Origin of the sequence: Senegalia sp. (in: firmicutes) (assembly GCF_052088025.1) — a bacterium.
Classification (GTDB): Bacteria; Bacillota; Clostridia; order Tissierellales; family SIT17; genus Anaeromonas.
Genome location: NZ_JBQCYD010000011.1, coordinates 34237 through 60790 on the forward strand (window position 1 = coordinate 34237; position 26554 = coordinate 60790).

Below are 26554 nucleotides of genomic sequence, written 5' to 3' on the forward strand. Positions count from 1 at the left end.
ACTCTTCTAGTTGTTTATTTCTTTAACAAAATAATCTATTTCATCTTCTGTTATTTTAGTAAAACCCATTGCATTTAAATAATTATCATGTTTTTTATTCTGAGAAATACTTATAAATCTATTATATCCTTTATCTAAAAAGTATTGCTTTTTTTCCTCAAAAAGATAATTGCCAATCTTAAAATCTCTGTATTCTGGGATTGCATAATCTAATTCTATTTTTAGAGTGTTTTCATCATACTTTGAAGCTACAAAAACACTTGCAGGAATCATATTTCTTAAAATATAGATATTTACTACTGCATTATCTAAATCAAATTTTGTAGTAGGAAAATAATTTAAGATGTCTTCCTTATAAAAGTCTAAAAAATAATTAAAGTAATCAGATTTTAAAGTGATGGGTAAAAATTTAAAATAATCCTTAGATGTATACATTTTATGCAGATAGTATATATCTATTAGTACAATACCCAGATTCATAATTGCAACAGGATATGCCTTTATAAGAACACCATATATTACAAAAATAGATGATCCTACTAGATTTATCCATCTGAGTTTTACAAGTGATGACATCAAAAGTGAAATCAGAACTGTAAATGAAGCTAAATAACCAATCCATTCTAACCAGTTTATTTCCATTTTATAAAACCTCCATTTAAATTAAATTATTTAAATTTTTTCATGGGTATATTTTTTTGCATTAAAACACCTTTGAATTTTCGTGAACTTTCACTATCTAGATCAAAAACTAACTTTCCACTATCACTTATCAAATATAACTCTATATAAGTTGGAAAAATAAAATATTCCTTTATATCATTATAACTATATACATCAGAATCATTGTGTACGTGTGTACCATATATAATTGGTAAACTAAGTCTTAAATCCCATCCTGAAATAATTATGTAATCACGAGTAAAATATCCATAAATTGTTTTATTAGATAATTTAAGTAGCAATTCTATAATTAGAAATGAAATAATAAATAAAATTATCCTTGGTATAGAAATAGATTCTATAGTAAAATCTTTAAATAATGATAAGAAGTATATCAATACAAGGGCAAGATATATGATAAGCCTTGTAGATAGGTTGAAACCATTGGTTTCTGCCTTAAATAAAATTTCACTTTGATTTAAAAATTTTCTGGTATATAATCTTCTTATAGCAGATTCAATAAGCAAAAAGACAATTAAATAAATTGTGTATAATATGGGAGAAACTATATTATAAAATGTATAATCACTTATATTTTCTAATAAAGGTCTTAAAATAAAACCTATAATAGACATGAAAAAAATAGTAATAAAAAATGATATGAAAAACAAAAAGCTTTTTCTAGTGCCTGACAAATTTCTACCTCCTTATAGTTGGTCATCTTACTTAATATTATAACCAAATTTAATAATTCTTTCAATTATGATATTATTATTATATAAGTTTTTTAAAAGGAATGATATAGATGAATTTTAATATAGAAGAAGAATTAAAGAAATTACCAGATTCTCCTGGGGTTTATTTGATGAAAGATAAAAGTGGAGAAATTATATATGTTGGTAAAGCAATAAATCTTAAAAATAGAGTAAGACAATATTTCAGATCATATTCTACTAAACAAGCTAAGGTAAAGGCTATGGTAAGTAATATAGATGAATTTGAATATATAATGACTGATTCTGAAATAGAAGCTCTAATACTCGAATCAAATTTAATAAAAAAGTATGAACCAAGGTACAATGTACTATTGCGAGATGATAAGCAATATCCATATATAAAAGTAACACTAAATGAACAGTATCCAAGAGTAATAAAGACTAGGAATGTCTTAAAAGATAAAGCAAAATATTTTGGACCATATACAAGTGCAGGTGCTGTAAATGATACATTAGATATAATAAGAAATTTATATCCAATAAGAACATGTAAATTAAAATTAGAAGAAGGAAAAAAGGTAAGACAAAGGCCTTGCTTGAATTATTATATAGGAAAATGCAATGGACCATGTATGGGAAATGTTCCACATGAAAAGTATATGGAGATGATAGAAGAGATTATAATGTTTTTAAATGGTAGGGAAGACAAACTAATAGATATAATAAAGGAAAAGATGAGTATTACTTCTAAAAATATGGACTTTGAAAGTGCAGCAAGATATAGGGACCAATTATTATCTTTAGAACATATATTAGAAAAACAAAAAATTGTATCAACTACCTCTACAATTGATCAAGATATTATAGGTATAGCTCGCGGTGTTCTAGATGCTATAGTTCAAATTTTCTTTATAAGAAATGGAAAATTAATGGGACGTGAGCATTTTATAATTACAGACATTGAAGATCAGAGCAGAGAAGAGATAATATCTTCCTTTATAAAACAATTCTATATGGGAACTGCTTTTATACCTAAAGAAATATTGGTAGAAGAAAAATTTGAAGATATAGACTTAGTATCGAGATGGCTTAGTGAAAAAAGAGCTTCTAATGTCTATATAAAAATACCTATGAGAGGAGAAAAAAACCATCTGATGGAAATGGTTAGAAAAAATGCTCTTGAAACTTTAAATCAATATAGTGATAGGATAAAAAGAAATGTAAAAAAAGAAAAAGGTGCTGTAGCTGATTTAAAGAAGTTATTAAACTTAGATAGAACACCTAATAGAATCGAAGCATTTGATATTTCCAACATAGCAGGTGTAGAATCAGTGGGTTCAATGGTAGTATTTGAAAATGGTAGCAAAAAGACTAGTGACTATAGAAGATTTAAAATAAAATCCATAGAAGGACCAAATGATTATGGAAGTATGCAGGAAATATTGTGGAGAAGGTTTAATAGAGCATTAGAAGAAGCAAAATCAATAAAGGAAAATAAAATAGGAATCAAAAGCTTTTCAGTCTTACCTGATCTTATAATGATGGATGGAGGAAAAGGACAGGTTAATATAGCTATTAAAATATTAGAAGAATTTAATTTGGATATTCCAGTATGTGGAATGATAAAAGATGATTTTCATAGAACACGAGGTATTATATATGAAAACAAAGAAATAAATGTATCTAAACATAGTGAAGTATTTAAATTAGTTACTAGAATTCAAGATGAAGCTCATAGATTTGCAATTAATTACCACAGATCTTTAAGAGATAAAAAGATGTTTAAATCAGTTTTAGATGATATAAAGGGAATTGGAGATAAAAGAAAGAAATCTCTATTAAAAGAATTAGGCTCTGTTGATAATATAAGAAAAGCAAGTATAGAAGAATTACAAAATGTAGATGGCATGAACATAAGGTCTGCAAAATCAGTATATAACTTTTTCAACAAATAAAAGGAGTGATTAAATGCATTCGGTTAATATAAAAAGGCTTATAAAGGATATGGATGTAGAAGTGATTTATCAAAGTAAAGATAATAATATAAACATTACACAAAGTGATATTAATAGGCCAGGGCTTCAATTAGCAGGCTATATAGATTTTTTTGCAGAGGATAGAATACAAATCATAGGAAATGTAGAATGGCATTATCTTCAAACCTTGGATGAAGAATTAAAATTTAAAAGATTAGAATATTTGTTTTCCAAACCTATACCTGCACTTGTAGTAACTAGAAGTTTAGAGATTACAGAGGAAGCATTAGATCTAGCAAAAAAATATGACAGGACAATTCTAAGGTCATCTATGTCCACCTCTAAATTTATAAATAATTTGATAATTTATTTAGATGATATGCTAGCACCATCTACTACCATGCATGGGGTTCTAGTAGATGTATATGGAGTAGGTGTTTTAATAGTAGGTAAATCTGGAGTAGGTAAATCTGAAACTGCCCTTGAACTTATAAAAAGAGGACATAGATTGATATCTGATGATGCTGTAGATATAAAAAGAAAAGAAGAAGGTAATTTAAAAGGTACAGCACCTGAACTTATAAGACACTTTTTAGAAATAAGAGGTATTGGTATATTAGATATAAAGAGACTTTTTGGAGTAGGCTCTGTAAGAAATTCTAAGACCATAGATCTAGTAATTGAGCTTGAGTATTGGGATGAGAAAAAAGAATATGACAGAACTGGATTAGATGAGGAGTATACGGATATATTAGGAACTAAAATGTCCAAAATAATAGTACCAGTAAAGCCAGGAAGGAATATATCTATGATAGTAGAAGTAGCTGCAAGAAATTATAGGCAAAAAAAGATGGGTTATAATGCAGCTCTTGAATTAAATAATAAATTAATGAATCAGATCAATAAATAAAAAGGGAGGCTTTTTTTAATGTATATTGGAATTGATATAGGAGGTAGAAGCATAAAAATTGGTATAGTAAATAAAGATGGAGAAATTTTATATCAAAATAATACTGATACAAAAGTAGAATTAGGATATGAAAAAATAAGAGATAATTTATTTAAGTTAATAGATGATACTTTTGATATTGCAGATCAAAAAAAGTATGATATAAGAGCTATGGGAATAGGAGTTCCAGGAATAGCAGACCCTGAAAATAACTATATAATATATGCTACAAATCTGAAATGGAAGAATGTACCCTTAGGTAGGGACTTAAAAGCTAACTATAATTTACCAATATATATTGACAATGACGCAACTGTAGCAGGTATTGCAGAATCAGTAAGGGGAGTAACTAAAGGCTATAAAAACTCCATATTTGTGACCCTTGGGACTGGAGTAGGGGGAGGACTTATAATAAATGACAGGGTATATAGTGGAAGCCACAACAAAGGTTCAGAAATTGGACATATGATTATAGGGGAAAATTTTTATGATTGTAATTGTGGAAATAATGGCTGCCTTGAAACATTTGCATCAGCAACAGCTATAGATAAATATACTCAAAAACTAATAGATGAAGGATTTAAAGATGAAGAATTTATGAAAGCTTTAAGCCGTAATGAAAATATAATAGATACTAAATTAGTTTTTGATTTAGCTAAGGCAAATAATAAATTAGCACTAAAATCTATAAATAGAATGACTGATTATTTATCAATAGGTCTTAGTAACCTTATAAATTTATTAAATCCGGATATAATAGCAATAGGTGGAGGAGTATCCAAAGCTGGAGATTATTTGTTAGAACAAATAAATGATAAAATTATCAATTATGTAACATTTAAAGAAGGTAAGACTAGTGAAATTAAGACTTCTCAACTAGGAAATGATGCTGGTATTATAGGTGCGGCCTTAATTTCAGAATATAAATAAAATATATTGTATACAGTATTAAGTATATCGAAATTAGGATACAGTTTTTTTTAAGCATTCAAAAATATTTTATCTTATTGACATTGATTAATTTGTTTAATATACTTAACTTGAGCTAATTTTGATAAAGAATTTAAAAGTAATAGGGGGTAATAAAATGTCAAAATCAATGAAGACTATGGATGGTAATACAGCTGCTGCTTATGTGTCATACGCATTTACAGATGTTGCTGCAATCTATCCTATAACACCTTCTTCCGCAATGGCAGAATATGCTGATGATTGGTCAGCAAATGGGAAGAAGAATATTTTCGGTCAACCCGTAAAAGTAACTCAATTACAATCTGAAGGAGGAGCAGCAGGAGCAGTACATGGTTCTCTTCAAGCGGGTGCATTAACTACAACATTCACAGCTTCTCAAGGACTGTTACTAATGGTACCTAATATGTATAAAATGGCAGGAGAACTTTTACCAGGAGTATTCCACGTAACTGCTCGTGCTGTAGCAACCCATGCATTATCAATATTTGGAGATCACTCTGATGTTATGGCAGCAAGACAAACAGGATTTGCATTACTTGCATCTGGCAGTGTTCAAGAAGTAATGGATTTAGCTGGTGTTGCACATTTAGCAGCTATAAAATCTAGAATACCATTTTTACATTTCTTTGATGGTTTTAGAACCTCACATGAAATACAAAAGATTGAAGTAGTAGATTATGATGAATTTAATAATTTAGTTGATCATGATGCTATAAAAGCTTTTAAAACAAGATCTTTAAATCCTGAAAGACCTGTAACAAGAGGTACTGCACAAAATCCTGATATTTTCTTCCAAGCACGTGAATCTTCAAACAAATTTTATGATGAATTACCAAAAATTGTTGAAGATTATATGAAAGAAATATCAAAAGTAGTAGGACGTGAGTACAAACCATTTAACTATTACGGAGCAGAAGATGCACAGAAAATAATTGTTGCAATGGGTTCTGTTACTGAAACTATTGAAGAGACAATAGATTATATGATGTCAAAAGGTGAAAAAGTTGGTGTTATAAAAGTACATCTTTATAGACCATTTTCTAAAGAGTTCTTCTTAAATGTATTCCCTAAAACTGCTACAAAAATAGCAGTATTAGATAGAACAAAAGAACCAGGATCATTAGGAGAGCCTTTATATCAAGATATAAAAACACTTTTCTATGATAAGAAAGAAAGACCACTTATAATAGGTGGAAGATATGGACTTGGTTCAAAAGATACTACTCCTTCACAAATAAAGAGAGTATTTGATGAATTAGATAAGGAAGAACCTAAGAATGGATTTACTATTGGAATTAATGATGATGTAACTCATTTATCTTTAAATATAGAAGAAGAAATAAATACTACTCCACAAGGAACTATAAGATGTAAGTTCTGGGGACTTGGTTCTGATGGAACTGTAGGTGCAAATAAAAATGCAATAAAAATTATTGGTGATAATACAGATATGTATGCTCAAGGTTATTTCTCATATGATTCTAAAAAATCAGGTGGAATAACAGTATCTCATTTAAGATTTGGTAAAGATCCAATAAAATCAACTTATTTAATTGATGAGTCTGATTTTACTTCTTGTTCAACTCAATCTTATGTAAATAAATATGATTTACTTAAAGGTATTAAAAAAGGTGGTACATTCCTTTTAAATACTATATGGAGTCAAGATAAATTAAATGAAAAATTACCAGCAAATATGAAGAAATACATTGCAGATAATGACATTAATTTCTATACTATAGATGCAACACATATAGCGCAAGAAATAGGTCTTGGACATAGAACAAATATGATAATGCAATCAGCATTCTTTAAGCTTGCAAAAGTTATTGACCTAGATAAGGCTGAAGAATATTTAAATGAAGCTATTGTGAAATCTTATGGTAAAAAAGGTGAAAAAATAGTTGAAATGAATAAAGAAGCAGTTAGAAAAGGTATGGATAATCTGGTTAAAGTTGATGTTCCAGAATCTTGGAAAGACGAAACTATAGAAAAGCAAGTAGCAGAAGGTGAAGAAATGCCAGAATTTATCAAGAAAATATTAGAACCAGCTAATAGACAAGAAGGAGATTTAATACCAGTAAGTTCATTTGTTGGTGCTGAAGATGGAACATTCCAAAATGGATCAGCTGCATTTGAAAAACGTGGTATAGCTGTAAATATACCAGAATGGCAAGCAGACAATTGTATACAATGTAACCAATGTTCATTCGTGTGTCCTCATGCTGTTATTAGACCATTCTTATTAGATGAAGAAGAAGTTGAAAAAGCTCCAGAATCATTTGATACTATCAAGACAATGGGTAAACAATTTGAAGGACTTAAATATAAGATTCAAGTTTCACCTCTAGATTGTACAGGTTGTGGAAATTGTGCAGATATATGTCCTGCTCCAAATAAAGCATTAATAATGAAGCCTATTGAAACTCAAACAGAAGAACAAATTCCAAATTGGGAGTTTGCAATGACTGTAAGTGAGAAGAAAGATAGAATGAAATTAACAACTGTAAAGGGTAGTCAATTTGCTCAACCACTATTAGAATTCTCAGGAGCTTGTGCAGGCTGTGGAGAAACTCCATATGCTAAGGCTGTAACTCAACTTTATGGAGATAGAATGCTAATAGCTAATGCTACAGGTTGTTCTTCAATCTGGGGAGGTTCAGCACCATCAACACCATATTGCATGAATTCAGAAGGAAAAGGACCTGCTTGGGCTAATTCATTGTTTGAAGACAATGCAGAATATGGCTATGGTATGGCTATGGCTACAAACCAATTAAGAGATAAATTAGAAGTATTAATGAAAGAATTAATAGAATTAAATATTTCTGATCAAGTAAATAGTGTAATGAATGAGTGGATTGAATCTAAAGAAGATGCTGAAAAATCTAAAGTTGCTTCTTCAAAAGTATTAGATATAGTAAACTCAAATGATATTACAGATGAGAAGGCAAAAGCATTATTAAATCAAATTAAAGATAATAAAGATAATTTAGTTAAAAAATCTGTTTGGATATTTGGTGGAGATGGATGGGCATATGATATTGGATTTGGTGGACTAGACCATGTTCTAGCTTCTGGCGAAGATATCAATGTATTAGTATTTGATACAGAAGTATATTCAAATACTGGAGGACAATCTTCAAAAGCTACTCCTACATCAGCTGTAGCGAAATTCGCAGCTTCAGGTAAGAAAACTAAGAAAAAAGATTTAGGAATGATTGCAACAACTTATGGTTATATTTATGTAGCACAAGTTTCTATGGGTGCAAATAAAAATCAATTCATGAAAGCCTTAGTTGAAGCAGAAAGTTTTGATGGACCATCACTTATCATAGCTTATGCACCATGTATAAATCATGGAATAAAAGCTGGAATGGGTAAGGCACAAGAACAAGAGAAAAATGCAGTAGATGCTGGTTACTGGCATTTATACAGATACAACCCAACTTTAAAAGAAGAAGGAAAGAATCCATTTGTATTAGATTCTAAAGAACCAACAGCATCATTTAAAGACTTCTTATTAAGTGAGGTTAGATATACATCCCTTGTTTCTACATTCCCAGAAATTGCAGATGAGTTATTTGAAAGTGCAGAGCAAGATTCAAAAGAAAGATATAAAACTTATAAAAGAATGGCTGAAATGAAATACTAAGCAAATAAAAAAACGTAGATTTTAAAATCTACGTTTTTTTTATTTGCTTTTTTATAAAACTTTGATATCAGATTTAGCTAATATTTTTTGCTCTCTTTCATTTACATCTGATAATTTTTCCATTTCTTTTTCATACTTCTTTACAAATTCTTCATCTTTTATAGATATAAGATTTATTTTTACATTATACAGAGCAGCTATAACAGCATTTCTTGCCATCATTGTTGCTATTAAACCATCCGTAACTGCAGATTGATTTCCTTTTTCTACTACCTTCTCAGCATAATCAAATATTTTATATGCATCTTTTGCAACCTCTAATGGAACTTTAGCTGCTGTTTTAAGGCCAGCTTGTATAGATTCTTTTCTTTTTTTCTTTTCTTCATCGCTAGCTTTAGGCAGGCCAAAGGCATCATCAACTTCTTTATAAGAATCTGAATCACGAGTTATATCATTTAAAAATTTCTTTCTCATATCTTCTGATATCTTTTTAATCTCTTTCATTTCTTCTTCAGCTTCAGCATATTTCTTTTTACCTATTGTAAGATTTGTTACCATTTCAAGTAAACTTACAGATAATGCAGCAGACAGTGCTGCCACACTACCTCCTCCTGGCATAGGCTCATTTGAAGCTAAGATATCTGTGAAATTTTTTACTGATAAATCTTGAAACATAAAATTATCTCCCCTTATATCTAATATTTAGAATAAGCCGCTAATTTCTCCTTCATCTGAAAGGTACATATTATTTGCTGCAGGTTTTTTTGGAAGTCCTGGCATAGTCATTACATTTCCTGTAAGTGCAACTAAGAATCCTGCTCCATTTGATACTTTTATTTGTCTAACTGTAATATGGAAATTTTCTGGTCTACCTTTAAGTGTTGGATCATCAGATAATGATAAAGGAGTTTTAGCCATACATATTGGTAGTTTGTCATATCCTAAAGCTTCTATTTCTTTTATTTGCTTTTCACATGCTTTAGTATATTCTACTCCTTTTGCTCCATAAATTTCTTTTGCTATTCTTTCTATTTTAACCTTTATTGTTTCATTTTCACTATATAATGGACTGAAATTAGCTTCTCCTTTTTCTACTACTTCAACTACTTTTTTAGCTAAATCAATTCCACCTTCTCCACCTTTTGCCCATACATCTGAAAGTACAACATCAATTCCATCTAATTTACATTTTTCAAATAATAATTCTATTTCTTTTTCTGTATCTGTAGGGAATTTATTTATAGCAACTACAGCTGGCACATTAAATTTAGCTACATTTTCTACATGTTTCTTTAGATTTGCATATCCATCTTCTAATGCTTTTAAATTTTCTTCATTTAAATCAGCTTTTTTAACACCACCATGATTTTTAAGTGCTCTTATAGTAGCAACAACTACTGCACAATCAGGAGTTAAATTAGCATATCTAGATTTGATATTAAAGAATTTCTCAGCACCTAAATCTGCTCCAAAGCCTGCTTCTGTAACTGTATACTCTCCAAGTTTAAGTGCTAATTTAGTAGCCATTACACTATTACAACCATGTGCGATATTTGCAAAAGGACCGCCATGAATTAATGCTGGTGTATTTTCTAAAGTTTGTACTAGGTTAGGCTTTATAGCATCTTTAAGTAATATTGAAAGAGCTCCTGTAGCCTCTAGATCATCACATGTAACAGGATGCTTGTCATAATTATATCCAACTATCATTCTTCCAAGTCTTGCTTTTAAATCCTTTAAACTTGTAGCAAGACATAATATAGCCATTATTTCAGATGCTACTGTAATATCAAAACCATCTTCTCTAGGAACACCTTGAGTTCTTCCACCTAGACCTACAACTATATTTCTAAGTGCTCTATCATTCATATCTAATACTCTTTTCCAAGTTATATTTCTAGTATCTATATTTAAACTATTTCCTTGATGAACATGATTATCTAATAATGCTGATAATAAATTATGAGCTGATGTAATTGCATGAAGATCTCCAGTGAAATGAAGATTTATATCTTCCATAGGTATAACTTGAGAATATCCTCCACCAGCTGCACCACCTTTTATTCCAAAAGAAGGTCCTAAAGAAGGCTCTCTTAATGCAGTTATAGCTTTTTTACCTATCTTATTAAGACCCATTGAAAGGCCTATATTAGTGGTAGTTTTACCTTCTCCTGCAGGTGTTGGATTAATAGCTGTAACTAATATTAATTTACCATCTGGCTTGTCTTCATATCTTTCTAAAACATCTAGGGAAACCTTTGCCTTATATTTTCCATAAAGCTCTAATTCATCCTCAGCTAGTCCAGCCTCATGTGCTATTTCAAATATTGGCTTGATATTAGATGCTTTTGCAATATCGATATCACTTGGTATTTTACTCATTATACATACACAACCTTTCTTTTTTAATTCTACGCTTTCTATTATATAAAATAAAGAGGCAAATGTACAGAATCTTTAATAAATATTAAATAAAATATTTAATATAGTTTTAAAATTAAAAACATAAAATATATGATACAATAATAGTGTATGAATATAAATATATTTAGGAGCTGATCTTATTGAACAATGATAAATTTTATAAAATGTTAATAAATGAATTTAAAAATATAAATCTTGAAAAAAGAGTAAGTATGAAAGAACATACATACTTTAAAATAGGAGGATTTGCTGATATAGTTGCTTATCCAAACAATATAGAAGAAATACAATCACTTATTAAATTTTGCAATGAAAATAATACTGATTTTTTTGTACTTGGAAATGGAACTAATCTTTTAATAAGAGATAAAGGGATAAGAGGACTTGTAATTAAAATAGATGATAATTTAAGTAATATAAGGGTAGACGCAAATAAAATGTTTATACAAGCAGGCGCTAAAGTATCTAGGGTTGCTAAAGAAGCTTTAAAACATTCACTTACGGGCCTTGAAGGAGCAAGTGGAATACCAGGTTCCATTGGCGGAGGGGTAACAATGAATGCAGGAGCATATGGCACAGAGCTTAAAGATGTGATAAGCAATGTAAAATGTGTAGATGAACATGGAGAAATTAAGAATTATTCCAAGGAAGAAATGCACTTTAGATATAGGCATTCTAGAGTACATGAACAGAGACTTATAGTAGTTGAAGTTGAAATGGATTTTCAAAAGGGTGACTATGATAAAATAAAATCTGACATGGATGATTATACGCAAAAAAGAAATGATAAACAACCACTAGAATTACCTAGTGCAGGTAGTACATTTAAAAGACCAGAGGGAGATTATGCTGGCCGCCTTATCGATGTATCTGGACTTCGTGGTATAAGATATAAGGATGCTCAAGTTTCTGAAAAACATTGTGGATTTGTTGTAAATAGAGGCAATGCTACATGTGAAGATATATTAAATTTAATAAAGATAGTACAAAAGACAGTAAAAGATAAACATGGAATATTACTTGAAAGAGAAGTATTAATTGTAGGAGAAGAATAGGAGTGAAGTAAAATGGAATTTGTTATAGTAACAGGACTTTCTGGAGCAGGTAAAAGTCAAGCCATAAAAGTAATGGAGGATTTAGGATTTTATTGTATGGATAATTTACCACCGTCATTACTTCCTAAATTTGCAGAACTATGCTATCAAACTATGAATGATGTAAAAAAGGTTGCTCTTGTAGTAGATATAAGAGGTGGGGAATTTTTTGATGATTTATTTGAAAATCTATCAAAACTTAAGAATTATGGATATAATTATAAAATAATGTTTTTAGATGCTGAAGATAAAGTTTTGATTAATAGATATAAAGAACATAGAAGGCCTCATCCACTTTCTCCAAATGGTCAAATAACTGTTGGAATTGAAGAAGAAAGAAAAAGATTAGAAGATATAAGAAAAAGATCTGATTATTTGATAGATACTACAGATTTATCAATAAAAATGCTAAAGGAAAAAATAAAGAAAATATTCATGGAAGGTGAAAAAAAAGATAATTTTACTATATCAGTAATCTCATTTGGATTTAAACATGGTATACCTCTAGATGCTGATTTAGTATTTGATGTAAGATTTTTACCTAATCCTCATTATATAGATGAACTAAGAGACTTTACAGGCAACAACAAAGAGGTACGTGATTATGTTATGAATTATAAACAATCACAAGATTTTCTTCAAAAGTTAATTGATATGATTACTTTTTTAATCCCTTATTACTCACAAGAAGGAAAATCTCAACTTGTTATAGCAATAGGTTGTACAGGTGGTAAACATAGGTCTGTAACAATTGCAAATGAATTATATAGATATTTAAAAAATGGTAATTATAATGCTGTAATAAATCATAGAGATAGCGAATTAAAAGTATAAAGTGATATTATGAATAAAAATAAAATAAAAGCTGGAATTAAAAGATGGATTTTGTTATCTGTAATAGGCATAATATTATTAGCTATAGGGGTATCTCCAATATATAAATATATAAATTCTATATTTAATAAATCATATATATTTGTAATATTAATTATATTAGGGATTATAATAAGCTTTTTTGCCTTTAAAAATGTACTGATAATACTTCTAAATATTGTAAATAAATATAAATATGAAGTGGATTTAAGTAGAAACTCAGTTGCAGGAATGATAAATAAAAAGAGGATATTAGAAAAGGGACCAAAGGTTTTAATATTAGGAGGGGGTACAGGGCTTTCAGTGCTCTTAAGAGGCCTAAAAACCCACACATCTAATATCACAGCAGTAGTTACAGTAGCAGATGATGGAGGCGGTTCTGGAGTCTTAAGAGAAGATTTGGGAATGCTTCCCCCTGGAGATATTAGAAACTGCATACTAGCACTTGCTGATACTGAACCTTCTATGGAAAAACTTATGCAATATAGATTTACTGAAGGAAATTTAAAAGGACAAAGTTTTGGTAATTTGTTTATAGCAGCAATGAATGGAGTATATGACAATTTTGAATTTGCAATAAAAGAAATTTCAAATGTATTAGCAGTATCTGGGAAAGTTCTTCCTATGACACTTGAAGATGTAACATTATTTGCAAAACTTGAAAATGGCAAAATAATAAAAGGTGAATCAAATATACCAATAAAAAACAAAGAAATGAATAGCTGTATAGAAAATGTATATTTGGAACCTGAAAATGTTTTTCCTCTTAAAGAAACAATTGAAGAAATAAAGGAAGCAGATATAATATTACTTGGGCCAGGTAGTTTATATACTAGTGTGATACCTAATCTCATGATAAAGGGAATAGTAGAGGAAATTGAAAAATCATATGCCCAAAAGGTTTATATAAGCAATGTCATGACTCAACCTGGAGAGACTGATAATTATTCCCTAAAGGATCATGTGGATGCAATTATATCTCATGGTAGTGAAAAAATTATTGATTATGTAGTAGTTAATAATGAAAAATTACCTAAAGATATATTTGACAAATATTCTTTAGATGGTTCAAAGCCTGTTTTATTAAAAGAAAAAGATAAAAAATATTTAAAAGAAAAGGGTATTGATATTATTGAAGGCAATCTAATAGATATAAAAAAAGAATATATAAGGCATGACACATATGAATTAAGTCGCTTGATATCAGACCTTGTTCCTAAGTATAAATCAAAAATATTAAAATTATTTTTATCAAAAAAAGATATTAGCAAGAGTTAATATCTTTTTTTGATAAAATCTTTTGTTAAAATTTATGTAAAAAAGAAGGGTTTTCTATTTTCTTGTAGAATTATACATATAACAGTTAATCAGGGGTGATGAAGATGAGTAGTATAGCTTATGAAAGTAGAGATAGGTATGAAAAAGAAAAATATAAGGAAGTTTTAAATGAATATAAATATATTATAAAGGTTATAGACTCCTATGCTCAAATTCTACTTATTAACAGTGATGATGAAGATATAAGTATAAATTTATTTGATAACAATACCTACTTAATAGAACAATGGGGTAATGATAATTATTTAAAAGAATTAGAAGATATTGGATTTAAAAAAGGTCTATGCTTAAAAGAAAAATGTATGAATGAAAATATAAGAAGATATAAATCATATACTTCCATATCATTACCTATAAAGAATAGTGAAGACAAGCTATTAGCCATATTAAATATTACTCTATCAAAGGATACAAAGATATCTAAATACAACAAATCATTGTTATTCATAAAAACCAGTTTAGAGGAGCATATAAAAGAGAAAAAGAAAAAGGAAGATAAAAATTATTTAAAAGAAGAGATAGAAGAAAGGGAAAAAGTATTTATATCAGTTATGGAAAATTTCAATATGACAGTAATGGTATTGGCTTACCCTAGTCTAACTATTGAGTATATAAATAGGCCCTCTAAAGAATTGATTAATGGGATTACAGGATTGGATTTAAGTATGGAAGAAGTATATGGAATTTCATTTTATGAAATACGAAAAATGTTTAATCATAGTCTAGTTGAAGAGACAATAGATAGATTATCAAAAAGGAATAAAAGTAATATTTGATACTGAATTTGAAGAAAAGATAATTGCCCTAGATATAGATAAATATGAAAAAATAATTCTTAATCTATTGTCAAATGCTACGAAATTTACTCCACAAGGTGGCGAGATATTTATAAATATATATGAAGAAAATAATCATGTAATAATTTCTATAAAGGATACAGGGGTAGGAATCAATAAGTCAGAGTTTAAAAATATATTTGAAAAATTTAATAATTTAAAAAATAATTTACCTACAGTCGAAAGTGGTACTGGCCTAGGGCTGAATTTAGTAAAAACACTTGTTGAAAAGATGAATGGAGAAATAAAAGTAAAGAGCACATTAGGAAAGGGTACTGAATTTTTGCTATATCTTCCTAGTAAGCAAATAGAAGATAGGGAATTAAGTAGTATTAGACGTACTAAAAAAGAATTGGAGCATATAACCAACATAGAATTCTCTGATATTTAATAAAAGTGGCTTAAGCCACTTTTATTAGTTTTCTAAATAAAGAATTCCAAGTTTTATTGTATTTTCTATAGAATCTATATGACATCTCTCATGAGCATGTGAGCTATCAACACCAGGACCTATAAGTCCTGCTCTAATATCATGTCCTGACCTAAGTGCAGCTGAAGCATCGGAACCATAGTGAGGATATAAATCTATTGCATAATTAAGATGATTTTCTTTAGCTAAATGAATCAATTCTTTTCTTAATTCATAATCATATGGGCCAGATGAATCTTTTGCACAAATTGTAACTTTATATTCAGTAGAAGTTTGACCTTCGCCAACAGCTGCCATATCTATAGCAATGAATTCAGAAGTTTTTTCTGGAATTGATGCAGATGAACCATGACCTACTTCTTCATAATTACTAATAAAAAGATTTGTTGTATTATTTGGCTTAATATTATTATCTTTTAAGTATTTTGCAATAGAAAGAAGAATTGCTACACCTGCCTTATCATCTAAATGTCTAGATTTGATAAAACCACTATCTGTAAAAGTAGTTCTAGGATCAAATGTAATAAAGTCACCTACGTTTATTCCTAATTTTTCTACATCTTCCTTTGTTCTAACGTTTTCATCTATTCTAATTTCAATAGAGTTTTCATCTCTTTCTTGTTTATTAGTTTTACTTCCATGAACATGAACTGAAGCTTTATTAAGTACGATTGTACCAGTATATTCTTTTTCATCTGAAGTTACTATCTTTACAAATTCTCCTTCTATTGAATGCCAATCATATCCTCCTAATTGAGATAATTTAAGCCTTCCATTTGATTTTACCTCTCTAATCATAGCACCTAAAGTATCTACATGAGCAGAAAGAGTTTTATGGGAGTCATCATTTTCACCTTTAATTGTAGCAATTAAAGCACCTTTTTCAGTGAATTTTGTTTCAAGACCTAAGGAAGTAAATTCATTTAACATAAATTTCATTATATTATCTGTAAAACCTGTAGGACTTGGAGTTGTGAGTAATTTATTTAATACATCTTTTGTATAATTTAAATCAATATTCATACCAATATACACCTCATTTTCAAAATTTTTTGATTACATGTCTATTGTATAATATAATTATCATTTAATTCAACTATTTTTGAAAATTATGATATAATAGATTAAAGTTTAATTAAAAATATTAACATTAACATACTTCTCTTTAATACAGGGTAGAGGAGAGTGATTATATGAAGGATGAAATAAGTTCAGGAGGCGTGGTAGTTTTTAATAATGCAATATTACTCTTAAAAAAATATAATGGAGATTGGGTGCTACCTAAGGGAAGAGTTGAGAAAAATGAAAGCTTAGAACAAGCAGCACTTAGAGAAGTATATGAAGAGGGTAGTGTACACGCTGAGATAATTCAATATATTGGTGAAATAAATTATAGTTTTAGAAATAATAGAAACTTAAAAAATGAATTAGTAAAAAAAACTGTTCATTGGTATTTGATGAAAACAAATAGTATGGATTGTTATCCTCAAAAAAAAGAAGGTTTTATTGAAGCTAGATTTGTTCATTTAGATAGAGTAGCTTCTCTTGTTAAATATGATGATGAACAATATATAATTGAAAAAGCAATAAAAGAAATAAGGAATTAGGGGGAGGAAAGATGTCATTTTCATCTCAAGCTAAAAGTAGATTATCAAGACTCGAAATAAAAAATGATTGTTGTCCTAAAGCAGAACTTTCAGCACTTATAAGAATGAGTGGAACAATTCAACTTGTTGGACGTGGCAATATAAATATTAAATTTCAGACGGAAAACGCTGCCATAGCAAGAAGAGTTTTTTCACTTATAAAAAGGTTATATGATTCTCAGATTGAAGTTATGGTTAGAAAAAACAAACAATTAAAGAAAAACAATAGTTATTTAATGATAATTCATGATAAAAAAAGTGTAGATAGTATTATAAAAGATACTGGGCTTTTTAATGAAGAAGAAAAATCTTTATTAAATATAAATTATAAGGTTCCTAGGAATTTAATCAAAAAAAAATGTTGCAGACGAGCATATATTAGAGGTTCTTTTTTAGGTGGAGGCTCTTTGAGTGATCCTGAAAAAACATATCATTTGGAATTTGTAACTCAAAATAAGGACCATGCAAAAGATTTATCTCAAATAATAAATTCTTTTAAATTAAATTCAAAGATTGTAATTAGGAAGGATTATTATGTAGTATATTTAAAAGAAGGAGAGCAAATTGTTGATTTGTTAAATATAATAGAAGCACATACATCTCTTTTAGAGCTAGAAAATATAAGGGTAGTAAAAGGTATAAGAAACAATATAAATAGAATAGTAAATTGTGAAACAGCAAACTTGTCTAAAACTATAAATGCTTCTGTAAGACAAGTAGAAAATATAAAATATATAGAAAATACTATAGGAATAGAAAAGCTCCCTAAGAATTTACAGGAACTTGCAAATATCCGTTTGTATAATAAAGAAGCTAGTTTAAAAGAATTAGGCAATATGCTAAGCATTCCTTTGGGAAAATCAGGAGTTAATCATAGATTGAGAAAAATAGAAAGTATAGCAGAAAATTTAAAGGAAAAGGAGAGGAGTTAATATGGAATCAAAAACTATTGTAGTAAAAAATAAAATAGGTCTTCATGCAAGGCCTGCTGCCTTATTTGTTCAAACAGCAAGTAAATTTTTAAGTAGTATATACGTAGAAAAAAATGATAGAAAAGTTAATGCTAAAAGCATAATGGGTATAATGGCACTTGGAGTAAGCCAGGGTGATGAAATAACCATATATGCAAAAGGAGAAGATGAAATAAAGGCAATTGAAGAATTAGAAGATTTATTATTAAATAAATTAGAAGAAGAATATGCCTAGCAATAGAAGTTATAAATATAATAAAGTAGATAGTAAATATACTATCTATTTTTTGATTTAAAGAGGTGAAAAATCATATGAAAAAATTTACACATTTACATCTCCACACAGAATACAGTCTTTTAGATGGTGCATCTAGAATGGATAAGCTGATGGATAAGGTAGAAGAATTAGGTATGGAAAGTGTTGCTATAACAGATCATGGTGTAATGTATGGGGTTGTAGATTTTTATAAACAAGCAAAGAAAAGAGGTATAAAACCAATATTAGGTTGTGAAGTATATATCTCTCATGGAGATTACAAGAGGAAAGATAAGGATAAGGATAAAAGTCAATATCATCTAGTACTGCTTGCAGAAAATAATACAGGTTATAAAAATTTAATAAAAATAGTATCAGAAGGTTTCGTAAGTGGATTTTACTATAAACCAAGAGTAGACTTTAATGTTTTAGAAAAATATAAGGAAGGAATTATAATATTAAGTGGATGTCTTGGTGGAGAAATACAAAAGGCACTAGCTAATTCTGAGTATGATAAGGCATATAATGTAGCTAAAAAATATCGTGATACATTTGGAGCTGAAAATTACTTCCTTGAATTGCAAGATCATGGAATAAAAATGCAAAAAAAAGTAAATCAAGAGATTATAAAATTAAGTGATGAATTAAAGATAGCTTTAGTTGCAACAAATGATGTGCATTATGTAGAAAAAGAAGATGCAAAATTTCATGATGTATTACTATGTATTCAAACTGGCAAAACTATAGATGAAGAAAAAAGAATGAAATTTCCATCAGACGATTTTTATCTTAAATCATATGATGAAATGGCAGAAATTTTTCCAAACAGATTAGATGCATTAGATAATACTTTTAAAATAGCGCAAAGATGCAATGTAGAATTAGACTTTGATACCCTTCATTTGCCAGAATTTGATGTACCAGATACCTATACAAATGAAGAGTATTTTGAAAAACTTTGCTATGATGGTTTGGAAAAAAGATATGAAAATATAACAAGTGAAATAAGAGAAAGACTAGAATATGAAATAAAGGTTATAGAAGATATGGGATATGTAGATTACTTTCTTATAGTATGGGATTTTATAAGATATGCAAAAGAAAATGATATCATGGTAGGTCCTGGAAGAGGATCAGCAGCCGGTAGTTTAGTAAGTTATACTCTTGAAATAATAGATATTGATCCTATAAAATACAATCTTATATTTGAAAGATTCCTAAACCCTGAAAGAGTTACCATGCCTGATGTGGATATTGATTTTTGCTATGAAAGACGTGAAGAGGTTATAGACTATGTAGTAGAAAAATACGGTTCTGATAGAGTTGCTCAAATAGTTACATTTGGTACAATGGCAGCTCGTGGAGCTATAAGAGATGTAGGTCGTGCACTTGATATATCCTATTCCCAAGTGGATTATATTGCAAAGCAAATTCCTACAGAACTTGGAATAACCATAGATAAAGCTTTAACTATGAATAAAAAATTAAAAGAAACTTATGATAATGATATAACTATAAAAAGACTTATTGATACAGCAAGACAAGTAGAAGGTATGCCAAGGCACACTTCAACTCATGCAGCAGGTGTTGTAATATCAAAAAATCCTGTAACAGAATATGTGCCACTTTCAAGAAACAATGATTCTATAATAACTCAATTTACAATGACGGAACTTGAAGAACTTGGAATGCTCAAGATGGATTTTTTAGGACTTAGAAATCTAACTGTAATAAGAGATGCTAAAAGCTTGATAGAAAAAATACATGATAAAAAAATTGACTTTAGTAATTCTAATTTTGATGATAAAAAGGTATATAAAATGTTTCAGGAAGCCAATACATTAGGAGTATTTCAATTTGAAAGTCCTGGTATGAGACAATTTTTAAAAGAACTAAAACCTACAGAATTTGAAAATATTGTAGCGGCAAATTCTCTTTTTAGACCAGGGCCTATGAGACAAATTCCAAGATATATAGAAAATAAAACTCATCCAGAAAAGATTGACTATACTCATCCTATCCTAGAATCAACACTTCAAGTAACATACGGGTGTATGGTCTATCAGGAGCAGGTTATGCAGATTGTACGTGATGTAGGTGGATATTCTATGGGTCGATCTGACCTTGTTCGTCGTGCTATGAGTAAAAAGAAGATGGATGTAATGGAAGAGGAAAGAAAAAACTTTATATATGGGAAAACTGATGAAAATGGAAATATTGAGATACAAGGTGCTATTAGGAATGGAGTAGATGAAAAATCAGCAAATAAAATCTATGATGAAATGATAGATTTTGCCAATTATGCCTTCAATAAATCACATTCTGCTGCCTATGCTGTACTTGCATATCAAACAGCATGGCTTAAATACTATTATCCTATAGAATTTATGGCAGCATTACTAACAAGCGTAATGGGGAGCACTAGTAGTATATCTTTATATATACAAGAATGTAGACGACTTAAAATAGAAGTTTTATCGCCTGATGTAAATGAAAGTTATTCTAAATTTACAGTAGCCAAAGGTAAAATTAGATTTGGCTTAGCTGCAATTAAAAATGTAGGGCGTCCACTTATAGAAGCAATAGTTAAAACTAGAAAAGAAAACGGAGAATTTTTATCACTTACAGATTTTTGCATACGAATAGAAAATCAATCTTTAAATAAAAGAGCATTAGAAAGCCTTATAAAAGCAGGAGCATTTGATTCTATAAAGGGCAATAGAGCACAACTCTTAGCTATTTATGAAAGAGTATTAGAAGGAGTTGTACAAGATAAAAAGAAAAACATAAAGGGTCAATACAATATGTTTATAGATTCAAATAAAAGTGATAAAGATGATAAAAATGATATTAAAACAGACATATTACCAGATATAAAGGAATTTCCAGAAAAAACTTTACTATCAATGGAAAAAGAAATTATGGGTATATATGTAAGCGGACATCCACTTTCTTCATACGGAGAAACATTAAATAATGTATCTTCATTAAATACTGTTGAATTAAAGCAAATAACTAAAGATGAAACAAATATAAGGATTGGTGGAATAATAATATCAAAGAAGAATAAAATAACTAAAAACAATAATATGATGGCCTTTGCGACACTTGAAGATTTATTAGGAACAGTAGAACTTATAATATTTCCCAAGATTTATGATAGATTTATGAAGTTTATAGAAGAAGATATGATAGTTACAGTAGAGGGTAAGTTGTCTGTAGATGATGATGATACAAAAATCATTTGTAATTCTATAACCCCTCTTGTAAAAAATAAAAATAAAAAATTATATCTCAAAATATCCAAAGATAAGGATGTAAGTATATTAAACAATATAAAAAAAACATTGAGTAAATACAAGGGAGATATACCTGTGTATGTATATTTTGAAAAAGATAAAAAAACTGTGATGGCTGAAAGGGATTTTTGGGTAGAAATAAATACTAATCAAATAATAAAAGATTTAGAAGATATTTTAGGTGAAGATTCAGTGAAATTAAAATAAATCTTACTTTAATAAATATATAAATATGGTATAATAACAATTGATAAATATGAAATAATTTTCTTGGAGGTAAGTCATGTGGACAGCAGTTCATATAATTGAAGGAGAAAAAAGAACTTTAGAATTAAAAGAAAAATTAATTAAAGAAGGCTTTTTAATAAAAATCAAACCCTTTGCAAAAGAAGGAGATATAATGAATTATAAAATTATGACACCAGAATTTGAAGCTAATGAAGTCTATAAAGTTATAATTGATTTAGGATATTAGAAAAATAAATTAAATTAATTTTTAAATATTGTGGGTCATATTTAGTCCCTGGCGGCTAAAGTTGAGGAGGTAAAGATGAAAACTATAGGAGTCTTAACAAGTGGAGGAGATGCTCCAGGTATGAATGCAGCTATAAGAGCTGTTGTAAGAACAGCTATTTATAACGGTGTTAGAGTATTAGGTATAAAACAAGGATATAATGGACTAATAAATGGTGATATCAGAGAAATGGAATTATCATCTGTTGCAGATATAATCCATAGAGGTGGTACTAAACTTAGGACTGCTAGAAGTGAAGAGTTTAAAACTGAAGAAGGAAGAAAAAAAGCATTAAATATTTTAGAGGTATTTGGTATAGATGGATTAGTAGTAATAGGAGGAGATGGTTCATTTAAAGGTGCTCAAAAATTAAATGAAATGGGTCTACCTACTATTGGAATACCTGGAACAATTGATAATGATTTAGGTTACACTGATTATACAATTGGATTTGATACTGCAGTAAATACAGTTTTAGATGCAGTGAGTAAATTAAGAGATACTTCAACTTCTCATGGAAGAGCAAATATTATCGAAGTAATGGGAAGGCATTGTGGAGACATAGCACTATATTCAGGACTTGCAGGTGGGGCTGAATCTGTTATAATTCCGGAAGTCGGATATGAAGTAGATAGTGTGTGTAAAAAACTTCTACAAGGTAAAAATAGAGGTAAATTACACAGTATAATAATGATTGCTGAAGGCGTAGGTAATGCAGTGCAATTAGGAAAAGAAATTGAAGAAAAAACAGGTATAGAAACTAGAGTTACAGTACTAGGTCATATTCAAAGAGGTGGAAGCCCTACAGCAAATGATAGAATACTTGCAAGCAAAATGGGTGCTGAAGCAGTAAACTTACTTTTAAAAGGTGAAACATGCAAGGTTGTGGGTATAAAAGACAACAAGATAATAAGTATGAATACTTATGAAGCATTAAAGGTTAAGAGTCATTTAGATGAAGAAATGTATACTTTAACTAAAATATTATCTATTTAATAGGAGTGATTTGATGAAACGAACGAAGATTGTATGTACATTAGGGCCAGCAACAGATGATGAAGAAATATTAACAAGTCTTATAAAGAACGGATTAAATGTTGCCAGACAAAACTTTTCTCATGGTGATCATTCTGAACATAAAAACAGAATGAATTTAACTAAAAAAGTAAGAGAAAAATTAAACTTACCTATAGCTATCATGCTTGATACTAAGGGTCCAGAAATAAGAACTAGAAACTTTAAAAATGATAGTGTTATATTAAAAGAAGATCAGGAATACATGATAACTACTAAAGATATGTTAGGTGATGAAAATATAGGAGCTATAACATATGAAGATCTTCCTCAAGATATAAATGTAGGAGATAAGATATTAATAGATGATGGATTGATTGAACTTCAAGTTCTAGAAGTAGTAAATAATACAGATATAAAGTGCAAAGTTTTAAATGGTGGAGAGGTTAAAAACAAAAAAGGTGTAAATGTTCCAGGAGTAAAAATAAACTTACCTGCTATAACAGAAAAAGATAAATCTGATATTGAATTTGGTATAAGAAATGGAATAGATTTTATAGCAGCATCATTTGTAAGAAAAGCTTCAGATGTACTTGCTATAAGGGAGATATTAGAAGATCATGATGCAGGAGATATTGAAATAATATCTAAAATAGAAAATCAAGAAGGCGTAGATAATATAGATAGAATAATTGAAGTATCTGATGGAATAATGGTAGCACGTGGAGATTTAGGAGTAGAAATCCCTGCAGAAGAAGTGCCTTTAGTCCAAAAAATGATGATAAGAAAATGTAATCTAGCAGGAAAACCTGTTATAACTGCAACTCAAATGCTGGATTCAATGATGAGAAATCCTAGACCAACTAGAGCAGAAGTTACAGATGTTGCAAATGCAATACTAGATGGAACAGATGCAATAATGTTATCAGGGGAAACAGCAGCAGGTAAATATCCTATAGAAGCAGTAGAAACCATGAAAAACATTGCTATAAAGACAGAAGGGTCTATAGATTATAAGGGAAGAGTACAATCTAATACTATATTACCTGAAATAAGCATAACAAATGCCATAAGTCATGCAACGTGTACTACTGCAGAAGACTTAGGCGCTCAAGCTATTATAACAGCTACAGCTTCAGGTTACACTGCAAGAGCTGTATCAAAGTTTAGACCAAATGCTCCAATAATAGCAGTTACAACATCAGAAAGAGTTAGAAGAAAGCTTAATTTAGTGTGGGGAATACACTCACTTATTGCAAATGAATCTCTAAATACAGATGATATTATAGATGAATCTGTAACAACAGCTCTTGAAAATAAATATATAGAGAATGGAGATTTAGTAGTGATAACAGCAGGTGTCCCTGTAGGAAAATCAGGATCTACTAATTTATTAAAAGTTCATACCGTGGGGGAGATTGTATTGAGAGGAACTGGAATAGGAGATAGAAGTGCAATAGGAAATGTTTGTATTATAAATAATAAAGAAGATGCAGAAAAGAAATTTAAAGAAGGCGATATTTTAGTTGCAAATAGTACAGATAGAGATATTGTCCCTTTCATGGAAAAATCAGCAGCTATTATCACAGAAAAAGGTGGGCTTACTTCTCATGCAGCAGTAGTTGGACTTAATATAGAAAAACCTGTAATAGTAGGAGTGGAAAATGCATTAGAAGAACTTAAAGATGGAGAACTTATAACTGTAGATAGTATAAGAGGCTTCATATACAGAGGAAAAGCAAGAGTATTATAAAGATGTCGAGGACTTTTCCTCGGCTCTTATTCATTAAGATCTTGTATAGATTTTGGAGGTAATTATGAAGAATAAATGCACAATAAGAGCTAGATACAGTGAAACAGATCAAATGGGAGTAATTTATCATGCTAATTATTTTAATTGGTTTGAAATAGGTAGAACATCCTTTTTTAGATCTTTAGGATATGATTATAAAAAATTAGAAAATCAAGGTGTGCTATTGCCAGTAATAGATGTAGGATGTATTTATAAGATATCTGCTAAGTATGATGATGAAATAATAATAGAAACATACGTTCAAAAGCTTAAAGGTGTAAGAATTAAATATGGATATAATATAATAAGAAAAGAAGATAATATACTTTTAGCTAAAGGATATACACTTCATGCATTTGTAGATAAAGAATTAAATCCTATTAACTTTAAAAAGAAATATAATGAATTATGGAATAGTTTAAATGACTCTATAGAAGAGGAGTTAAAATAATGCTTGGAAAACTAATATTGTTATTTACTATAATACCTATAGTAGAATTATTTTTGCTTTTTAAAATAGCAGAGATAACATCTGGACTTACAACTATATTATTAGTAATATTAACTGGGATTCTTGGAGCATACCTTGCAAAATCTGAAGGTAGACTTATATTAATGAGAATAAAAACAGATTTAAATAGAGGACAAATGCCTGCAAATGAACTTATAAATGGCTTATGTGTACTAGTTGGAGGAGCACTTTTATTAACTCCAGGTATAATAACAGACATAATAGGATTTTCTTTAGTAATACCTTTAACTAGGATGGCATTTAAAAGGTATATAAAAGCAAAGTTTAGTGAAAAGATTAGAAGTGGTCAAGTGAATTTTTATTATAGAGATGATGATTAAAAAAAATAAAATAGGCAATAATTTTCATATACTAGGTTTGGCAACCATTCTAAACTTTAAGCATACATTTTGGTATGCTTTTTTTGTTGACAAAATACCAAGTTTATGCAATAATGTGTATAACTATGAGAAGAATTTATAATTAATAAACTTTTATATTATATGAATCTTATTAGCATTTATCTAATATAATATAAAAGTTATAAATATAACTTATACCTTCATTTAATGGTTCTTTGTCAACTAGTGTTGTTAGAGAAAAATGAAACATTTTAATTGAGAAT

23 protein-coding genes are annotated in these 26554 nt (G+C 29.1%); 18 read left to right on the plus strand and 5 right to left on the minus strand.

All coding sequences use genetic code 11. From position 1 onward, the window contains the following. Window positions 1-6: 6 nt before the first annotated feature. Both ACTHUW_RS04445 and ACTHUW_RS04450 read right to left on the minus strand, forming a co-directional pair. Window positions 7-642: a hypothetical protein gene (locus tag ACTHUW_RS04445; RefSeq protein ID WP_442196798.1), complete on the minus strand. Its 636-nt coding sequence runs from the start codon at window positions 640-642 to the stop codon at window positions 7-9. A gap of 26 nt (window positions 643-668) precedes the next feature. Continuing rightward, the gene (locus ACTHUW_RS04450) at window positions 669-1358 is read right to left on the minus strand and encodes a hypothetical protein (protein WP_442196799.1); all 690 of its coding nucleotides are present in this window, start codon (window positions 1356-1358) and stop codon (window positions 669-671) included. Between the two features lie 110 nt (window positions 1359-1468). On the opposite strand from ACTHUW_RS04450, the gene uvrC reads away from it, so the two are divergent. The 4 genes from uvrC to nifJ all read left to right on the plus strand — a co-directional run bounded on the left by uvrC (window position 1469) and on the right by nifJ (window position 8931). Continuing rightward, on the plus strand, window positions 1469-3334 hold the full coding sequence (gene uvrC, locus ACTHUW_RS04455) for an excinuclease ABC subunit UvrC (protein ID WP_442196800.1): 1866 nt from the start codon (window positions 1469-1471) through the stop codon (window positions 3332-3334). A gap of 13 nt (window positions 3335-3347) precedes the next feature. After that, window positions 3348-4265 (plus strand): HPr(Ser) kinase/phosphatase, encoded by a 918-nt coding sequence (hprK, locus tag ACTHUW_RS04460; RefSeq protein WP_442196801.1) that lies wholly within the window; start codon window positions 3348-3350, stop codon window positions 4263-4265. 18 nt (window positions 4266-4283) lie between these two features. Further along, window positions 4284-5234 carry an ROK family protein gene (locus ACTHUW_RS04465; RefSeq protein ID WP_442196802.1) on the plus strand — a complete coding sequence of 317 codons (951 nt, stop codon included), beginning with the start codon at window positions 4284-4286 and terminating at the stop codon, window positions 5232-5234. Between the two features lie 157 nt (window positions 5235-5391). Next, window positions 5392-8931: a pyruvate:ferredoxin (flavodoxin) oxidoreductase gene (gene nifJ / locus ACTHUW_RS04470; protein WP_442210144.1), complete on the plus strand. Its 3540-nt coding sequence runs from the start codon at window positions 5392-5394 to the stop codon at window positions 8929-8931. A gap of 51 nt (window positions 8932-8982) precedes the next feature. Here the strand turns inward: nifJ and ACTHUW_RS04475 are convergent, their stop codons facing one another. Then, on the minus strand, window positions 8983-9606 hold the full coding sequence (locus ACTHUW_RS04475) for a cyclodeaminase/cyclohydrolase family protein (RefSeq protein WP_442198086.1): 624 nt from the start codon (window positions 9604-9606) through the stop codon (window positions 8983-8985). Window positions 9607-9633: 27 nt separating this feature from the next. Further along, window positions 9634-11304 (minus strand): formate--tetrahydrofolate ligase, encoded by a 1671-nt coding sequence (locus ACTHUW_RS04480; protein WP_442198829.1) that lies wholly within the window; start codon window positions 11302-11304, stop codon window positions 9634-9636. Between the two features lie 191 nt (window positions 11305-11495). Here ACTHUW_RS04480 and murB point away from each other — a divergent pair, with 191 nt between their 5' ends. The 5 genes from murB (at window position 11496) to ACTHUW_RS04505 (ending at window position 15887) form a co-directional block, all read left to right on the plus strand. Next, on the plus strand, window positions 11496-12410 hold the full coding sequence (gene murB / locus ACTHUW_RS04485; protein WP_442210145.1) for a UDP-N-acetylmuramate dehydrogenase: 915 nt from the start codon (window positions 11496-11498) through the stop codon (window positions 12408-12410). A gap of 12 nt (window positions 12411-12422) precedes the next feature. Then, the gene (gene rapZ, locus ACTHUW_RS04490; RefSeq protein ID WP_442198084.1) at window positions 12423-13283 is read left to right on the plus strand and encodes an RNase adapter RapZ; all 861 of its coding nucleotides are present in this window, start codon (window positions 12423-12425) and stop codon (window positions 13281-13283) included. Between the two features lie 9 nt (window positions 13284-13292). Further along, window positions 13293-14600 (plus strand): gluconeogenesis factor YvcK family protein, encoded by a 1308-nt coding sequence (locus ACTHUW_RS04495; RefSeq protein ID WP_442210146.1) that lies wholly within the window; start codon window positions 13293-13295, stop codon window positions 14598-14600. Window positions 14601-14704: 104 nt separating this feature from the next. Next, complete coding sequence (locus ACTHUW_RS04500) at window positions 14705-15436, plus strand: hypothetical protein (protein WP_442198082.1); 732 nt, start codon at window positions 14705-14707, stop codon at window positions 15434-15436. Between the two features lie 34 nt (window positions 15437-15470). Beyond that, window positions 15471-15887 (plus strand): sensor histidine kinase, encoded by a 417-nt coding sequence (locus ACTHUW_RS04505; RefSeq protein ID WP_442198830.1) that lies wholly within the window; start codon window positions 15471-15473, stop codon window positions 15885-15887. Window positions 15888-15911: 24 nt separating this feature from the next. Here the strand turns inward: ACTHUW_RS04505 and ACTHUW_RS04510 are convergent, their stop codons facing one another. Then, window positions 15912-16949, minus strand: a complete 1038-nt coding sequence (locus tag ACTHUW_RS04510; protein ID WP_442198081.1) for a M42 family metallopeptidase — start codon at window positions 16947-16949, stop codon at window positions 15912-15914. 170 nt (window positions 16950-17119) lie between these two features. Between ACTHUW_RS04510 and ACTHUW_RS04515 the strand changes: the two genes are divergently transcribed. From ACTHUW_RS04515 to ACTHUW_RS04555, 9 genes are all read left to right on the plus strand, one after another. Further along, complete coding sequence (locus ACTHUW_RS04515; RefSeq protein ID WP_442210149.1) at window positions 17120-17533, plus strand: NUDIX hydrolase; 414 nt, start codon at window positions 17120-17122, stop codon at window positions 17531-17533. A gap of 11 nt (window positions 17534-17544) precedes the next feature. Then, window positions 17545-18504 carry a DNA-binding protein WhiA gene (gene whiA, locus ACTHUW_RS04520; protein ID WP_442198079.1) on the plus strand — a complete coding sequence of 320 codons (960 nt, stop codon included), beginning with the start codon at window positions 17545-17547 and terminating at the stop codon, window positions 18502-18504. A 1-nt stretch (window position 18505) separates the two neighbouring features. Continuing rightward, window positions 18506-18778 (plus strand): HPr family phosphocarrier protein, encoded by a 273-nt coding sequence (locus ACTHUW_RS04525; RefSeq protein ID WP_442210151.1) that lies wholly within the window; start codon window positions 18506-18508, stop codon window positions 18776-18778. A gap of 77 nt (window positions 18779-18855) precedes the next feature. After that, window positions 18856-22305, plus strand: coding sequence for a DNA polymerase III subunit alpha (locus ACTHUW_RS04530; protein ID WP_442212691.1), 3450 nt, complete (start codon window positions 18856-18858; stop codon window positions 22303-22305). 76 nt (window positions 22306-22381) lie between these two features. Beyond that, on the plus strand, window positions 22382-22573 hold the full coding sequence (locus ACTHUW_RS04535) for a hypothetical protein (protein ID WP_442198076.1): 192 nt from the start codon (window positions 22382-22384) through the stop codon (window positions 22571-22573). A 75-nt stretch (window positions 22574-22648) separates the two neighbouring features. Beyond that, on the plus strand, window positions 22649-23608 hold the full coding sequence (pfkA, locus tag ACTHUW_RS04540) for a 6-phosphofructokinase (protein WP_442198075.1): 960 nt from the start codon (window positions 22649-22651) through the stop codon (window positions 23606-23608). A gap of 13 nt (window positions 23609-23621) precedes the next feature. After that, window positions 23622-25379 carry a pyruvate kinase gene (pyk, locus tag ACTHUW_RS04545; protein WP_442198074.1) on the plus strand — a complete coding sequence of 586 codons (1758 nt, stop codon included), beginning with the start codon at window positions 23622-23624 and terminating at the stop codon, window positions 25377-25379. A 64-nt stretch (window positions 25380-25443) separates the two neighbouring features. Then, complete coding sequence (locus ACTHUW_RS04550) at window positions 25444-25869, plus strand: acyl-CoA thioesterase (RefSeq protein WP_442198073.1); 426 nt, start codon at window positions 25444-25446, stop codon at window positions 25867-25869. Next, window positions 25869-26270, plus strand: coding sequence for an FxsA family protein (locus ACTHUW_RS04555; RefSeq protein WP_442210157.1), 402 nt, complete (start codon window positions 25869-25871; stop codon window positions 26268-26270). The genes ACTHUW_RS04550 and ACTHUW_RS04555 overlap by 1 nt, the downstream gene beginning before the upstream one ends. The last annotated feature ends 284 nt before the right edge of the window (window positions 26271-26554 follow it).